Here is a 15639-nt window from a genome sequence, read left to right as displayed (position 1 = left end):
GTAGGGATGATTCAGGTACCTTTCACTGCCGCCCACTGTCTGATGTCGTTCGTGTCGCATCCGACGCTTAAGTCGTGAACTTCTTCCATGCGTCGGAACCGACGAGCGCGGTTGCGCCTTCCCGGAACACAGTTAGCCATGATGACGAGTCGCCCGAAGTGGTCTCCCAACCCAGGGCAGATTCAATGGTGGCGACGTCGGGAGACTCGCCGAGCGTGACAACGAGAACATGTGGTCTAGTCGGGCGTGCCTCGAAGCTAGCGCGCAGGCGGTCGTTGACGCAGTAGTCGCGAAATGAGTACCCGACCACGAGCCAATGGTTGGCTTCGGCCAGCCCCTCTGCGAAGACTTCGTACCCCGTCGCGAATGGTTCCTCAGCTACAAGCTGCGTCTTGTCGTATTGGTTCGCTAGAACGATGAGGGGCTGATAGGGCAGCAAGCCGCGTCGATACGCATCCCAGATCGTTGCGGGGTCCTCGCCAAGTGCTTGTGCTCGGAGGGCACCGACTGGAAACTTCCATTGGTTACCGTCCGTATCCATCCAGAAGGTAAGTGATCCATGAAGGTTCACGAGCCGGATGGGGCGCGTCGACCAATCCATGAAGTCAGCCGCCCCACTGCGTAGCGGGTAGGTCGGATAGATAAAGTCGCCGGGTACCGCAGCGGGTTGAGAGGGCCACCCTCTCGCCATGTCGCAAAAGTCACTTCTGTGATCCGCCATCAGCGCAGACAGCACAAGCGTGTCGTAGTTGAGATTGGCGATCGTCTTATGCCCATCGAAAGCTCCGACTACCTCGGAGAGCAGATCGCGTAGTGGGCCACTCTCGTCCTCGTAGGCGATTGATCGCTCTGCGATGACTTCCAGGACGTGGCCGACTCCTTGCCTCTGTACGTCGGTGACAAACTTCTGGACCCGGGCTATTGATGACGTCAGGGATTCGTTGGACTGGTCGACCAGGTCGGCGTACAGCATGAGGTCTCCCAGAATGTTGCTTTGCCCGCCGAACGCCCCGATTAGGGCCTCGAAGTCGTTCTCAGCGTTGATGCTGAGGTCATGGTTGGCCACCTTGTGCATCGCCGCCGTCACGGCGTCAGAATCTGCGTGGGTCGCGGCGAGGCGTGCCATCACCTCCGCCGTGATCTGGTTGAGCAAGAGCTCTTCGTTAAACGCCACGCTCAGGCCGTTTCCTGCCAATAGGGCAAGGTGCCGAGGGTTGTCGCTGGAGGTCATAGAGGTTCCTGAAAGTGTCCGGGGAAACTACGAGGTTAGGTGGCGTGTCAGGGGTTACCAGCCCCGCTCGCGCCACTCGCCGAGATACGGGCGCTCGGCTCCGAGGGTCGAGTCCTTGCCGTGTCCGGGGTAGAAGATCGTCTCGTCGTCGAACCGGTCGAAGATCTTGGTGGTCACGTCCCGATAAAGCGAGCTGAACTCCTCAGGCTTTGTTGTCCGCCCAAGACCCCCCGGGAAGAGGGAGTCACCGGTGAAGATGTGGTGCCGGCCGGTGCCGGTCTCGGTGAGGACCAGCGCGATCGAGCCCGGGGTGTGTCCGGACAGGTGGATCACCTCGAGGCCGAGCTCGCCGACGGCGACGGTGTCGCCCTCCATGAGCAACCGATCGGGTGTGACCGGGAGCGGCTCGGCGTCGAGCGGGTGCGCGGCCGTGGGAACCCCGGTCGAGGCCGCGACCGCCTCGAGGCCCTGCCAGTGGTCCCAGTGCTGGTGGGTCGTGACGATCAGCTCGAGTTTCGGGGCGTGCTCGGCGAGGAACCGGGTGAGCAACTCCGGCTCGTTCGCCGCGTCGAGGAACACCGAGTTGCCGGTGGCGGAATCCGTGATCAGGTAGGTGTTGTTGTCCATGGGTCCGACGGACAGCTTGACGATGGTCGCGCCGGGCACGGTGCGGCGCTGCGCGGGTCCGCCGGGGGTGACCTCGCCGGTGTAGTCGTCGTCGATGACCAAGGGCTGCTGCGACATGTGAGGCACGTTACCGCCGTGGTCCGTCGCCCGCGTGCACGGCGGTCGGGAACCGGAACGTGTCGGTGGGCGCGCCTACCATGGTCCAGGGCCGAGTTGCGCGACGTGACGTCGGTGAATCGAGATGCGACCGGATCCGACCATCCAGGGGATCCGACGAGGAGGGACGTGGCGTGGCGGATCGCCTGATCGTGCGTGGCGCGCGGGAGCACAACCTGCGGGGGATCGACCTGGACCTGCCGCGTGACAGCCTGATCGTCTTCACCGGCCTGTCCGGGTCGGGCAAGTCGAGCCTGGCGTTCGACACGATCTTCGCCGAGGGGCAGCGCCGCTACGTCGAGTCGCTGTCCGCCTACGCGCGCCAGTTCCTCGGCCAGATGGACAAACCCGACGTCGACTTCATCGAGGGCCTGTCACCGGCGGTGTCCATCGACCAGAAGTCCACCAACCGGAACCCGCGCTCGACCGTCGGCACCATCACCGAGGTCTACGACTACCTGCGCCTGCTGTACGCCCGCGCCGGCACAGCGCACTGTCCGCAGTGCGGGGAGCGGATCGCCCGGCAGACGCCGCAGCAGATCGTCGACCAGGTCCTCGACATGGAGCAGGGCACGCGGTTCCAGGTGCTCGCACCCGTCGTGCGCACCCGCAAGGGCGAGTTCGTCGACCTGTTCGAACAGCTGACCGTGCAGGGGTACGCCCGCGTGCGGGTCGACGGGGTGGTCCATCCCCTCACCGATCCGCCGAAGCTGAAGAAGCAGGAGAAGCACGACATCGAGGTGGTCGTCGACCGGCTCGCGGTCAAGTCCGGTGCCAAGCAGCGGCTCACCGATTCGATCGAGACCGCGCTGCGCCTGGCGGAGGGCATCGTCGTCCTCGACTTCGTCGACCGGGACGAGAACGCGGCCGACCGCGAGCGCCGCTTCTCCGAGAAACTCGCCTGCCCCAACGGGCACCCGCTGTCCATCGACGAGCTCGAACCCCGGTCGTTCTCGTTCAACTCCCCGTACGGTGCCTGCCCCGAGTGCACCGGCCTCGGCATCCGCAAGGAGGTCGACCCGGAACTCGTCGTGCCGGACCCGGAACTCAGCCTCGAGGACGGCGCGATCGCGCCCTGGTCGATGGGGCAGACCTCCGAATACTTCACCCGGCTGCTGTCCGGGCTGGCCGACATCATGGGCTTCGAGATGTCCACCCCGTGGAACAAGCTGCCGGCCAAGGCCCGCAAGGCCATCCTCGAGGGCAGCCCGGAACAGGTGCACGTCCGCTACAAGAACCGGTACGGCCGGACCCGGTCGTACTACGCCGAGTTCGAGGGCGTGATGCCGTTCCTGCACCGCCGGCTCGAACAGACCGAATCCGAACAGATGAAGGAACGGTACGACGGGTACATGCGGGAGATCCCGTGCCCGGCGTGCGCGGGGGCGCGGCTGCGTCCGGAGATTCTGGCGGTGACGGTCGCCGCGGGCGAGCACGGGCACAAGTCCATCGCCGAGGTCTCCGACCTGTCCATCGCCGAATGCGCGGAGTTCCTCGGCGCGCTGACCCTCGGGGCGCGGGAGGAGGCCATCGCCGGGCAGGTGCTCAAGGAGATCCAGGCACGTCTCGGGTTCCTGCTCGATGTGGGACTCGAGTACCTCACCCTCTCCCGCGCGGCCGGCACCCTGTCGGGCGGGGAAGCGCAACGTATCCGGCTCGCCACCCAGATCGGCTCGGGCCTGGTCGGTGTCCTGTACGTCCTGGACGAGCCGTCCATCGGCCTGCACCAGCGCGACAACCGCCGGCTCATCGAAACCCTCACCCGGCTGCGTGATCTCGGCAACACCCTGATCGTCGTCGAGCACGACGAGGACACCATCCGGGCGTCGGACTGGGTCGTCGACATCGGGCCGTACGCCGGTGAGCACGGCGGTCGGGTGGTGCACACCGGCCCGTACAAGGAACTGCTCGACTGCACCGACTCGCTCACCGGCGCGTACCTGTCCGGCCGCCAGCGGATCGAGGTGCCGCAGCAGCGCCGGCCGGTCGACCGCAAACGTCAGGTCACCGTCGTCGGCGCGCGCGAGAACAACCTGCGCGGCATCGACGTGGCCTTCCCGCTCGGCGTGCTCACCGCGATCACGGGCGTCTCCGGCTCCGGCAAGTCGACCCTGGTCAACGACATCCTCGCGACGGTCATGGCCAACAAGCTCAACGGCGCGCGGCAGGTGCCCGGCCGGCACACCCGCGTCAACGGGCTCGACCAGCTCGACAAGCTCGTCCAGGTCGACCAGTCGCCGATCGGGCGTACGCCGCGGTCGAATCCGGCCACCTACACCGGTGTGTTCGACAAGATCCGCACCCTGTTCGCCGCGACCACCGAGGCCAAGGTGCGCGGCTACCAGCCGGGCCGGTTCTCGTTCAACGTCAAGGGCGGCCGGTGCGAGGCGTGCTCGGGCGACGGCACGCTCAAGATCGAGATGAACTTCCTGCCCGACGTGTACGTGCCGTGCGAGGTGTGCCACGGGGCCCGCTACAACCGCGAGACCCTGGAGGTGCACTACAAGGGCAAGACCATCGCCGAGGTGCTGGACATGCCGATCGAGGAGGCCGCCGAGTTCTTCGAGCCGGTCACCTCGATCCACCGCTACCTGCGCACCCTCGTCGACGTCGGCCTCGGGTACGTGCGCCTGGGCCAGCCCGCCCCGACCCTGTCCGGCGGCGAGGCCCAGCGCGTCAAGCTCGCCGCGGAACTGCAGAAGCGGTCGACGGGCCGCACCGTGTACGTGCTCGACGAGCCCACGACCGGACTGCACTTCGAGGACATCCGCAAGCTGCTCGGCGTGATCAACGGTCTCGTCGACAAGGGCAACACGGTGATCGTGATCGAACACAACCTCGACGTGATCAAGACGGCGGACTGGATCATCGACATGGGCCCCGAGGGCGGCTCGGGCGGCGGCACCGTCGTTGCGCAGGGCACACCCGAGGACGTCGCCGCCGTCGAGGGCAGCTACACCGGCAGGTTCCTGAGCGAGGCGCTCGCCGAGCCCGTCGCGCCGGAGCCGGCGCCCGCCCGCAAGCCGGCACGCAAGCGCGCACCACGGAAGGTGGCAGCGGCGAGCTGACCCTGACGGCGCCGACGCGCCGCGGACCGCAAAGGGGGGACCGTGAGGCGGATGTTCGTCGAGGCTCGTGTCCGTGGGGTCGTCGCCGTGCTGGTGACGAGCATGCTGCTCACGGCCGGGGTCGCGGCGGCGCAGCCGCCGAGCCGTGAGACGGACCCGCCGGGCAGCGTCGTCCGGGTCGAGCCCCTACCGCGGCAGTGGTGGCTGCCCGGCGCGGTCGCCGCCTCGGTGGTCACCTACCGCACCACCGGCCCCCGCGGGGTGCCGGCCCTGAGCACCGGCGCGGTGTTCGTGCCGCCGGGTGCCGCGCCCGCCGGTGGCTGGCCGGTGATCTCGTGGGGGCACGGCGCCGTCGGGATCGCGGACCGGTGCGCCCCCACGGTCGACGGCCGCATCGACAACGGATACCTCGCGCACTGGCTCGCCCAGGGATACGCCATCGTCGCCACCGACTACGTCGGCCTCGGCACCCCCGGCGTGCACGCCTACCTCGACGGGCCGTCGGAGGCGCACGCCGTGATCGACATGGTGCGGGCCGCCCGGACGGTGGAACCGTCCCTCGGGCCGAGCTGGGTCGCACTCGGCCAGTCGCAGGGCGGCCAGGCCGTCATGGTCGCGGCCTCCCTCGCGACCCGGTACGCACCCGAACTCGACTACCGCGGCGCCGTCGCGCTGGGCGTGCCGTCCAACATCGAGCACCTCGTGCCGCTCGGCGACCCCGCCTTTCCGCCGCTGCCGCTCACCGGCACCGCCGTGTTCATCGCCTACCTGCTGGCCGGGATGCGCGCGACCTACCCCGAGGTCGAGGTCGACCGCTTCCTCAGCCCGCGGGGCCGCGGCGTTCTCACCCGGCTCGAGGACCTGTGCTACCGGGAAGCTGCGGCCGAGTTCGCGGACCTGTCGATCGGCGATCTGCTGGCGCGGCGCACCGACGACCCGGCCCTGGTCCGCGCCGCCCGCGACATGCTCGAGATTCCCACCCGCGGCTACGATCGCCCCCTGTTCCTCGGTCAGGGCCTGACCGACACCGTCACCCCGGCGCCGTTCACGGTCAAGCTCGTCGCCGACCTGACTGCGGCCGGTACGCGATTCGTGTTCCACCCGTATCCGGCCGGTCACCTCGAGACGATGCGCGCCTCGCTGTCCGACGCGACGGCGTTCGTCCGCGACCTGTTCGCCCCGGGTGGGTGACCTCACCCCTCAACGGCGAGCTGCCGCGTCGAGCACCGCCGCGAGTTCGGCGGGACGCGACCACATCGGCCAGTGCCCGGTCGGCAGATCCACATACTGCACGTCGGCGAGCCGGCCGAGCTCACTCGCCACGGGGTGCCCCGCCTGCGCCATCTGCCGGATCGACGCGGACGGAAAGCTCGTGCACACGACGGTCGTCGGGACCGCCAGGCGCGCGTCCCCGCGCAGGGCGAGCGGGGTCCGCGCCGGACCGGCCGGATGCGGCACCGCCCGCTCCCGGAACCGGTCCAGCGCGGCGCCGTCGAGTCCCATCAGGCTGTTGCCGGCCGCTTCGAGTTCCGCCCACGGCGGCAGCGGAATCTCCGCCACGGCGGCATCGAGATCCGGCCGCAGCGCGGCGGCCTCCGGCAACGGGCCGGTGTCGACGTACACCAGACGGGCCACGTCCGCCGGGACCCGGTCCGACGCCGCGTACGCGACCGGGCCGGCGCCGCTGTGCGCGACGACGACCGCACCGCCCGCCACCGCCTCCACGACGGCACCGACGTGGTCGTCGAGCGTGATGCCGGAGCGGTCGGCCCGGACGGACTCGAGCCCGGGCAGTGTCAGGGCGTCGACCCGATGCCCCCGCGCCCGCAGATCCTCGGCGACGGCCTCCCACGCCCACGCGCCGAGCCAGAATCCGGGAACGAGGACCAGGTGCGTGCCCATGACCACCATCCTCGGGCATCCCGGTGACGGTGCGGGCCACCGACACGGTCGCCCGCAGGAACGACACTGTTCAACCGGGCGCAAACCCCGCGAAACTCCGCGCCCCTACGGTGGGCGCATGACCGGTGCGCACGGCGACCTCGCGGCCCTCGCCGCCGCGCTCGACGAGCTGCGGGACGGCCTCGTCACCGCGGCCGGCGCCGACGAGCGCTGGGCGCAGGCGCACCCCGCTCACCGGGCCGGCGCGGAGAACCTGGCGCACTACGTCGCGCTGCGGCGCCGCGACATCCGCGTGCTGCAATCCCAACTCGCCGCGTGGGGACTGTCGTCGCTGGGACGCGCCGAAGCCCACGTCCTGGCCTCCGTCGACGCGGTGCGCCGCGCCGTGGCCGGCCTCGCGGACCTGCCCGAGGTCGACACCCGCCCCGGCCCGGTCGACTTCGTCACCGGCGAACGCCTGCTCGAACGCAACGCCGCCGCCCTGCTCGGCCCCGTCCGCGGTGGCCGCCGGACCCGCATCATGGTGACGCTGCCGAGCGAAGCGGCCACCGACGCCGACCTCGTCGACCGGATCGTCGGGGCCGGTGCCGAACTCGTCCGGATCAACTGCGCCCACGACGAACCCGACGCGTGGGCCGCCATGATCGAGCACGTGCGCCGCGCCGAACGCGCCCACGGCCGGCACGTCACCGTCACCATGGACCTCGCCGGCCCGAAGCTGCGCACCGGCCCCGTCGCCCCCGGTCCCGCGGTGGTGCACGCCAAACCCGAACGCGACGCGCTCGGCCGCACCGTCGCGCCCGTCCAGGTGCGGCTCACCCGCCCCGGCTCCGCGGCCGCCCCCGGCGAGGTGGTCGTCCCCGTCGCCGACGAGCTGTGGCTGGCCCGGCGCCGACCCGGCGACCGCATCACCTTCCGCGACACCCGCGGTTCCAAACGCACCCTGGTCGTCACCGGCACCGCCGCCGGGGACGTACGCACCGAACTGACCGACACCGCCTACCTCGTACCCGGCACCCGGCTGACCGCGCGCGGTGACGCCACCGCCGTCGCGGCGCTCCCGCCACGCGAACGCAGACTCACCCTGCACGTCGGCGACGAGCTGATCCTGGACCCGGACCTCACCCCGGCCGACCCGGACGCCCATCCGCCCCGGATCGGCTGCACCCTGCCCCGGGTGTTCGACGACACCCGGATCGGGCACCGGATCTTCTTCGACGACGGCCGGATCGGGGGGATCGTCGAGGAGGCCGGCCCGGAACGGCTGCGGATCCGCATCACCGACGCGGACCTGCGCGGCTCCCGGCTGGGCACGGCCAAGGGCATCAACCTGCCCGACACCGAGTTGCGGCTGCCGGCGCTCACCGACGAGGACCTGGACCGGTTGCCGTTCGTGGTCACGCACGCGGACGCGGTCAGCCTGTCCTTCGTCCGCAGCGCCGCCGACGTCGCGCGCCTGCAGGACCGGCTCGCCGAACTCGGCGGCGCCCGCCTCGGGGTGATCCTCAAGGTGGAGACGGTGGCGGGCTTCGAGAACCTCCCGGCCATCTTGTTCGCGGCCCTGCACTCACCCCGGGTCGGGGTGATGATCGCGCGCGGCGACCTCGCCGTCGAGGCCGGGTACGGCCGGCTGGCCGAGGTGCAGGAGGAGATCCTGTGGGTGTGCGAGGCGGCGCACGTCCCGGTGATCTGGGCGACGCAGGTCCTCGACACCCTCGCGCGCACCGGCCGTCCCTCGCGCGCGGAGATCACCGACGCCGCGGCGTCGGGCCGCGCCGAATGCGTGATGCTCAACAAGGGCCCGTACGTCGACCACGCGGTGCGGTTCCTCGACGACGTGCTGTGCCGGATGGCCGACCATCAGCGCAAGAAGGACTCGCTGCTGCGGCGCCTGCGGGCCTGGGAGGAGCCGGGCGTGCCGCTGCGGTGAGACCGGCCCGGGTCAGAAGACCGGGCCGGTGTACTTCTCGCCGGGACCCTTGCCCGGCTCGTCCGGGTAGGCCGACGCCTCCCGGAAGGCCCGCTGCAGCGCCTGCAATCCCTCGCGCAGCGGCCCGGCGTGCGGGCCCAGGTACTCCACCGACGCGGTGACCAGCCCGGCCAGGGCGGTGATCACGCGGCGCGCCTCGTCCAGGTCGCGGTGGGTGCCGGCCTCGGGATCCTCGTCGGCCAGGCCGAGCTTCTCGGCGGCGGAACTCATGAGCATCACGGCGGCGCGGCTGATCACCTCGACGGCCGGGATCTCGCCCAGGTGCCGGACGTCGTCGGCCACGGTCGGATCGGGGGTGTCGGTCATGACTTCACGATCCCACCCGCCGCACGCTGCCGCGAGAGCGGGTCGGGCCGCAGCCGGCGATTCGATCGCGGGGCCGAAGTTTGCTAGGCTGTGGGACACGACCGTCCGCGCGCACTGCGCGTGGGCAGCAAAGTGGAGTCCGACTCCCACCTCTGCGCGACCCATGACCTGGTCATGATCTCCGCTCAGTGGTCCGGTCCGCCGCCCTCCGGGATGTCCGGGGAGTGTGCGCCCCGAGTGATCGGGGGACGAGACCGCACGACCGTCGAGTCGTGCGGTCCGTCGGGCCGGTCGGTATTCGGACCCCGCCCGGTGCGCGAGCACCGTCGGCGGGGTTTTTCGTCGGAAGTCGGCCCCATGTGCTGCGGCGCGGTCACCCGGACCGCACCGCTCTACCTAGGAGGCCCCATCAGCGCTGAGACCCGCATCAACGAACGCATCCGAGTTCCCGAGGTCCGGCTCGTCGGACCCGGCGGGGAACAGGTCGGAATCGTGCGTGTTGAAGATGCACTCCGCCTGGCATACGAAGCCGATCTCGATCTGGTCGAGGTGGCCCCTGACGCCCGTCCACCGGTCTGCAAGATCATGGACTACGGCAAGTTCAAGTACGAGGCTGCCCAGAAGGCGCGCGAGTCGCGCAAGAACCAGCAGCTGACCGTCATCAAGGAGCAGAAGCTCCGACCGAAGATCGACGACCACGACTACGAGACCAAGAAGCGCAACGTGGTGCGTTTCCTCGAGGCCGGGTCGAAGGTCAAGGTGACGATCATGTTCCGTGGCCGCGAGCAGTCCCGCCCCGAACTCGGGTTCCGGCTGCTGCAGCGCCTCGGCGCCGACGTCGCCGATCTCGGCTTCATCGAGACCGCCCCCAAGCAGGACGGTCGGAACATGACCATGGTCCTGGCGCCGCACAAGGGCGCCAAGACCCGCGCCAAGGCGCAGGAGACCGCTCAGGCCTCCGTCGCCAGGCCGGCTCCTGCCGCGGACAAGCCTGCGGCAGGCGACGGCACCGCGTAGCTCCGCCGGTCGACCGGGCCCACCGCCCGGCCGGCCGCTGCGCGCGTGCCGGACGAACACGAGTAAATCCCCGACGAACTGAGGACTCCATGCCCAAGTCGAAGACCCACAGCGGCACCGCGAAGCGATTCAAGGTGTCCGGCAGCGGAAAGATCCTGCGCCAGAAGGCCGGCCGCCGCCACCTGCTCGAGCACAAGTCCTCCCGGGTGACGCGTCGCCTCGATGGCAAGGCCACCGTCGCCGACGTCGACGTCCCGCGCGTCAAGCGCATGCTCGGCATCTGAGCTTCCTTCCCCGACCGACCCCCGGGGGCGATCGACTGCCCCCCGAGATTGACAGGACATATCAGTGGCACGCGTGAAGAGGGCCGTCAACGCCCAGAAGAAGCGCCGTTCGATCCTCGAGGCTTCCAAGGGCTACCGCGGGCAGCGCTCGCGTCTGTACCGCAAGGCCAAGGAGCAGCAGCTCCACTCGCTGACCTACGCCTACCGCGACCGTCGCGCGCGCAAGGGTGACTTCCGCAAGCTGTGGATCAGCCGCATCAACGCCGCTGCCCGCGCCAACGACATCACCTACAACCGCTTCATCCAGGGCCTGAAGGCCGCGGGCGTCGAGGTGGACCGCAAGATCCTCGCCGAGCTCGCCGTCTCCGACGCCGAGGCGTTCGCCGGCCTGGTCGCCGTGGCCAAGGCCGCGCTGCCCGCCGACGTCAACGCGCCGGCCGACGCCGCCTGAGCGCAGCGCCGAGACGACGCTGAACGACACACCGGCACAGGAACGACCCGTGGACCCGCTCACCGAGCGCACCCCGCGGGTCGTTTCTGCTGTCAAACTGCTGCGCACCGCCGACCGCCGCAAGGCCGGCCGCTTCCTCGCCGAGGGCGAGAACTCCGTCGGCGAGGCCCTCGCCACGGCCGTCGTGCACGAGGTGTTCGTCACCGAGGCCGCCGCCGCCCGCTACCACGGTCTGCTCGACGCCGCCCACCGCCGGGGCGTGCGGGTCTGCACCGTCACCGAGCGGGCCGCCACCCGGCTCTCGGACACCGTCACCCCGCCGGGCATCGTCGCCGTGTGCGATCTGCTCGACGTGCCGCTCGCGCGGGCCCTGACACCGTCGCCCCGGCTGCTCGCCGTGCCCGTCGGGATCGCCGAGCCCGGCAACGCCGGCACCGTCATCCGCGTGGCCGACGCGGTCGGCGCCGACGCGGTGGTCCTCGCCGGCGACAGCGTCGATCCCCACAACGGCAAATGCGTCCGGGCCTCCGCGGGCAGCGTGTTCCATCTCCCGCTCGCCCGGGAACGCGACACCGGTACGGTTCTCGACGCACTCGCCGCCGCCGGACTGCAGGTGCTCGCCACCGCCGCCGACGGCGAGGTCGATCTCGACGACGCCGACGAGCTGCTCGCCGCCCCCACCGCCTGGCTGTTCGGCAACGAAGCGCACGGTCTCGACCCGGCGGTCGCGGCACGGGCGGACCATCGGGTGCGCATTCCCATCCGCGGCCGCGCCGAATCGTTGAACCTTGCCACCGCGGCCTCGATCTGCCTGTACGCGAGCGCGCGCGTGCAGCATCGCGCCGACAGGGCCGTGCCCTGACGGGACCCGGCCATCACCTAGGATTCGGGTGCTGCGCTGGCGCGATCCGCTCGACGCCGAACGTGGCACCACACCCACTGTTCGCCCGAAGAAGGAGATGCACCGGTCGTGGCCAAGAATGAGGGCGGCACCCCGCCGGCAGTCGATCCGAGCGCCCTGAGCGAGGAGTCGCTCGCCGCGTCCACCCAGGCCGCACTGAAGGCGTTCGCCGCCGCCACCGACCTCGACGCACTCGCGCAGGCCAGGATCGACCACCTCGGCGACAAGGCTCCCGTCTCCCTCGCCAAACGCGCCCTGGGTAGCCTGCCCGGCAACCAGCGCGCCGACGCCGGCAAGCGGGTCAACGCCGCTCGCGGCGCTGTCACCGCGGCGTACGACGAGCGCCGCGCCGTGCTCCTCGCCGAGCGCGACGCCGCGGTCCTCGTCGCCGAGGCCATCGACGTCACCCTCCCCGCCGGCCGCCGCCCCGCCGGTGCGCGGCATCCCATCACGATCATCTCCGACCAGATCGCGGACGTGTTCGTCGGCATGGGCTGGGAGATCGCCGAGGGCCCCGAGGTCGAAACCGAGCACTTCAACTTCGACGCGCTGAACTTCCTGCCCGACCATCCCGCCCGCACGATGCAGGACACCTTCCACATCGCGCCGGAGGGCTCACGGCAGGTGCTGCGCACCCACACCTCGCCGGTGCAGGTGCGCACCATGCTGCACCGGGACATCCCCATCTACGTGGTGTGCCCCGGCCGCACCTTCCGCACCGACGAGCTCGACGCCACGCACACCCCGGTGTTCTCCCAGATCGAAGGCCTCGCCGTGGACAAGGGCCTGACCATGGCCCACCTGCGCGGCACCCTCGACGCGTTCGCCCGCGCCCTGTTCGGACCCGAGACCCGCACCCGGATGCGCCCGAACTACTTCCCGTTCACCGAGCCGTCCGCCGAGGTGGACGTGTGGTTCCCCAAGAAGAAGGGCGGCGCCGGCTGGGTCGAATGGGGCGGCTGCGGCATGGTCAACCCCAACGTGCTGCGCGCGAGCGGCATCGACCCGGACGAGTACACCGGCTTCGCGTTCGGCATGGGCCTCGAGCGCACCCTGCAGTTCCGCAACGGCATCTCCGACATGCGCGACATCGTCGAGGGCGACATCCGCTTCACCCTCCCCTTCGGGGTGCAGGGCTGACACCGCCCGACCCGAGATCCGACTACCGAACCGACCGAAAGAGCTGAGCGAAAAGTGCGAGTAGCGCAGTCCTGGCTGACCGAGATCCTGCAGCGCGCCACCCCCGAGTGGGACGTCACTGCCGAGGAACTCGACGCGGGATTCGTCCGGGTCGGACTCGAGGTGGAGGAGGTCGACACCCTCGCGCGCATCGACGGCCCCCTCGTCGTCGGCCGCGTCCTCGAGATCACCGAGCTCACCGAATTCAAGAAGCCCATCCGATTCTGCCAGGTCGACGTCGGCGAGGACGCCCCGCGCGGCATCGTGTGCGGCGCCCGCAACTTCGCCGAGGGTGACCTGGTGGTCGTCGCACTGCCCGGCGCGGTGCTGCCCGGCGGCTTCGCCATCGCCTCCCGTAAGACCTACGGCCAGGTCTCCGACGGGATGATCTGCTCCGTCGCCGAGCTCGGGGTCGGCAAGGACCACTCGGGCATCCTCGTGCTCGAGGAGGGCACCGCCGAGCCGGGCACCGACGCCAACGACCTCCTCGGCCTCGGCGACACCGTCATCGAGCTGAACATCACGCCCGACCGCGGCTACTGCTTCTCGTTGCGCGGCCTGACCCGCGAACTCGCGTGCGGCTTCGACCTCGAGTTCGCCGATCCCGCGCACGTCGCACCCCACCCCGCCGACGGCCCGGCGTACCCCATCCGGCTCGAACGCGAAACCGGCGCCACCCGCTTCGCTGCCCGCAAGGTCACCGGCATCGACCCCCATGCCGTGTCCCCGTGGTGGCTGCAACGGCGGCTGCTGCTGTCCGGCATCCGCCCGATCTCCCCGGCGGTCGACGTCACCAACTACGTGCTGCTCGAGCTCGGCCAGCCGCTGCACGCCTTCGACGCCGCCACCCTCCGCGGTGAGCTCGTCGTCCGGCGTGCGAAGGCGGGGGAGAAGCTGACGACACTCGACGGCGTCGAACGCACCCTTGATCCCGAGGACGTCGTCATCACCGACGACTCCGGGGTGATCTCCCTCGCCGGCATCATGGGCGGCGCCGCGACCGAGGTGAGCGGCACGACCACCGAGGTCCTGCTCGAGGCCGCCACCTGGGATCCGCTGGCCGTGTTCCGCAGCGCCCGGCGCCACAAGCTGGTGAGCGAGGCGGGCAAGCGTTTCGAGCGCAACGTCGACCCCGAAGTGGCGCTGCCGGCCCTGGACCGGGCCGCGGCGCTGCTCGTGGAGATCGCCGGTGGCCGCGTCGAGCCGGTCCTGACCGACCTGTCCGTCCCCGTCGAGCCGGTCTCGATCCGCATGGACATCGACCTGCCCGACCGCACCGCCGGGGTCGCCTACCCGACCGGCACCGCCGCGCGCCGGCTCACCCAGATCGGGTGCGGCGTCGAGGTCGGTGTCGGCCCGGACGGACACGGCCAGCTCGTGGTCACGCCGCCGACCTGGCGTCCCGACCTGCGTCAGCCCGCCGACCTCGTGGAGGAGGTGCTCCGGCTCGAGGGGCTCGAACAGATCCCGTCCGTGCTCCCGGCCGCCCCGGCGGGCCGCGGACTGACCCCGAGCCAGAAACGACGCCGCGCCGTGGGCCGCGCCCTGGCCGCCGACGGTCACGTCGAGGTGCTCGCCCCCGTCTTCCTGCCGGCGCACGTATTCGACACGTGGGGTCTCGCCGCCGATGACCCCCGCCGCACCACCACGACGGTCCTCAACCCGCTCGAGGCCGATCGTCCCGAGCTGGCGACGACGCTGCTGCCCGGCCTGCTCGAGGTGCTCGCCCGCAACGTGTCCCGAGGTCAGCGCGACCTGGCGCTCTATGCGATCGCGCAGGTCGTCCTGCCCGGCCCCGGCACCCGGCCGGTGCCGCCCCTGCCGGTGGACCGGCGCCCCACGGACGAGGAGATCGCGCTGCTCGAGGGCTCGCTGCCTGCGCAGCCCGTCCACGTCGGGGCGGTGCTGTGCGGCCTGCGGGAACCCGCCGGGCCGTGGGGGCCGGGCCGGCCCGCGGACGCGACCGACGCGTTCGCCGCGGCCGAGACCGTCGCGGCCGCCGCGGGTGTCCGGCTGCAGCGCCGCGCCGCGCAGTACCTGCCGTGGCATCCGGGCCGCTGCGCCGAACTGCTGGTCGACGGTGTCGTCGTCGGTCACGCCGGTGAGTTGCATCCGGCAGTGCTCGAGCGGGCCGGGCTGCCCGCCCGCACGTGCGCCTTCGAACTCGACCTCGACGCGCTGCCGATGGTGGAGTCGCTGCCGGCGCCGAAGATCTCCCCGTTCCCCGCTGTGCTGCAGGACGTCGCCGTCGTCGTGGCCGAGGAGATCCCGGCCGCCGACGTCGAGGAGGCGCTGCGCGCGGGCGGCGGCGAACTGCTCGAAGACATCCGCCTGTTCGACGTGTTCGAGGGGGCGCAGGTGGGGGAGGGGCGTAAGTCGCTCGCCTTCGCTCTGCGCTTCCGCGCGGCAGACCGCACCCTCACGGAGGACGAGGCCAGCGCGGCCCGGGACGCCGCTGTGGCCGCGGCCGGCACGGCGGTCGGCGCCGAACTGCGGCACTGAGCCACCGCCGCGGACGTAGCCTGGG

General features: G+C 70.9%; 13 protein-coding genes. 9 read left to right on the top strand and 4 right to left on the bottom strand.

Annotation, left to right across the window (positions count from 1 at the left end; genetic code table 11):
* Positions 1-67 precede the first annotated feature (67 nt).
* Together ACWPQI_RS12965 and ACWPQI_RS12960 are read right to left on the bottom strand one after the other, a co-directional pair.
* Positions 68-1231, bottom strand: a complete 1164-nt coding sequence (locus ACWPQI_RS12965) for an SIR2 family protein (RefSeq protein WP_474738363.1) — start codon at positions 1229-1231, stop codon at positions 68-70.
* A 54-nt stretch (positions 1232-1285) separates the two neighbouring features.
* Complete coding sequence (locus ACWPQI_RS12960; RefSeq protein ID WP_474738362.1) at positions 1286-1975, bottom strand: MBL fold metallo-hydrolase; 690 nt, start codon at positions 1973-1975, stop codon at positions 1286-1288.
* Between the two features lie 173 nt (positions 1976-2148).
* Between ACWPQI_RS12960 and uvrA the strand changes: the two genes are divergently transcribed.
* Positions 2149-5082: an excinuclease ABC subunit UvrA gene (gene uvrA, locus ACWPQI_RS12955; RefSeq protein ID WP_010595365.1), complete on the top strand. Its 2934-nt coding sequence runs from the start codon at positions 2149-2151 to the stop codon at positions 5080-5082.
* Positions 5083-5133: 51 nt separating this feature from the next.
* Positions 5134-6273: a lipase family protein gene (locus ACWPQI_RS12950; protein WP_010595366.1), complete on the top strand. Its 1140-nt coding sequence runs from the start codon at positions 5134-5136 to the stop codon at positions 6271-6273.
* Positions 6274-6282: 9 nt separating this feature from the next.
* Here ACWPQI_RS12950 and ACWPQI_RS12945 read toward each other — a convergent pair whose 3' ends face one another.
* Entirely contained in the window at positions 6283-6984 is a 702-nt protein-coding gene (locus ACWPQI_RS12945) for an alpha/beta fold hydrolase (protein ID WP_017681577.1), read from the bottom strand.
* Between the two features lie 118 nt (positions 6985-7102).
* Here ACWPQI_RS12945 and ACWPQI_RS12940 point away from each other — a divergent pair, with 118 nt between their 5' ends.
* The gene (locus tag ACWPQI_RS12940) at positions 7103-8914 is read left to right on the top strand and encodes a pyruvate kinase (protein WP_017681576.1); all 1812 of its coding nucleotides are present in this window, start codon (positions 7103-7105) and stop codon (positions 8912-8914) included.
* A gap of 12 nt (positions 8915-8926) precedes the next feature.
* On the opposite strand, the gene ACWPQI_RS12935 is transcribed toward ACWPQI_RS12940, so the two are convergent.
* Positions 8927-9280: a DUF1844 domain-containing protein gene (locus ACWPQI_RS12935; protein WP_003937961.1), complete on the bottom strand. Its 354-nt coding sequence runs from the start codon at positions 9278-9280 to the stop codon at positions 8927-8929.
* 357 nt (positions 9281-9637) lie between these two features.
* On the opposite strand from ACWPQI_RS12935, the gene infC reads away from it, so the two are divergent.
* From infC to pheT, 6 genes are all read left to right on the top strand, one after another.
* Positions 9638-10297, top strand: coding sequence for a translation initiation factor IF-3 (gene infC / locus ACWPQI_RS12930; protein WP_017681575.1), 660 nt, complete (start codon positions 9638-9640; stop codon positions 10295-10297).
* 89 nt (positions 10298-10386) lie between these two features.
* Positions 10387-10581, top strand: coding sequence for a 50S ribosomal protein L35 (gene rpmI / locus ACWPQI_RS12925; RefSeq protein ID WP_010595371.1), 195 nt, complete (start codon positions 10387-10389; stop codon positions 10579-10581).
* Positions 10582-10645: 64 nt separating this feature from the next.
* Positions 10646-11032 (top strand): 50S ribosomal protein L20, encoded by a 387-nt coding sequence (rplT, locus tag ACWPQI_RS12920; RefSeq protein WP_003937964.1) that lies wholly within the window; start codon positions 10646-10648, stop codon positions 11030-11032.
* Positions 11033-11081: 49 nt separating this feature from the next.
* On the top strand, positions 11082-11894 hold the full coding sequence (locus tag ACWPQI_RS12915) for a TrmH family RNA methyltransferase (RefSeq protein ID WP_010595372.1): 813 nt from the start codon (positions 11082-11084) through the stop codon (positions 11892-11894).
* A 108-nt stretch (positions 11895-12002) separates the two neighbouring features.
* The gene (pheS, locus tag ACWPQI_RS12910; RefSeq protein ID WP_010595373.1) at positions 12003-13073 is read left to right on the top strand and encodes a phenylalanine--tRNA ligase subunit alpha; all 1071 of its coding nucleotides are present in this window, start codon (positions 12003-12005) and stop codon (positions 13071-13073) included.
* Positions 13074-13127: 54 nt separating this feature from the next.
* Positions 13128-15614 (top strand): phenylalanine--tRNA ligase subunit beta, encoded by a 2487-nt coding sequence (pheT, locus tag ACWPQI_RS12905; RefSeq protein ID WP_010595374.1) that lies wholly within the window; start codon positions 13128-13130, stop codon positions 15612-15614.
* The last annotated feature ends 25 nt before the right edge of the window (positions 15615-15639 follow it).

This window comes from Rhodococcus sp. LMD, assembly GCF_056108245.1.
This window is presented reverse-complemented; position numbering and strand designations above follow the sequence as displayed.

Bases quoted from the DNA above. Each gene is read 5' to 3' on its own strand.
- ACWPQI_RS12960 (WP_474738362.1), bottom strand. From the start codon at position 1,975: ATGTCGCAGCAGCCCTTGGTCATCGACGACGACTACACCGGCGAGGTC.
- ACWPQI_RS12935 (WP_003937961.1), bottom strand. From the start codon at position 9,280: ATGACCGACACCCCCGATCCGACCGTGGCCGACGACGTCCGGCACCTG.
- ACWPQI_RS12965 (WP_474738363.1), bottom strand. From the start codon at position 1,231: ATGACCTCCAGCGACAACCCTCGGCACCTTGCCCTATTGGCAGGAAAC.
- ACWPQI_RS12940 (WP_017681576.1), top strand. From the start codon at position 7,103: ATGACCGGTGCGCACGGCGACCTCGCGGCCCTCGCCGCCGCGCTCGAC.
- ACWPQI_RS12950 (WP_010595366.1), top strand. From the start codon at position 5,134: ATGTTCGTCGAGGCTCGTGTCCGTGGGGTCGTCGCCGTGCTGGTGACG.
- infC (WP_017681575.1), top strand. From the start codon at position 9,638: ATGTGCTGCGGCGCGGTCACCCGGACCGCACCGCTCTACCTAGGAGGC.
- rpmI (WP_010595371.1), top strand. From the start codon at position 10,387: ATGCCCAAGTCGAAGACCCACAGCGGCACCGCGAAGCGATTCAAGGTG.
- ACWPQI_RS12945 (WP_017681577.1), bottom strand. From the start codon at position 6,984: ATGGGCACGCACCTGGTCCTCGTTCCCGGATTCTGGCTCGGCGCGTGG.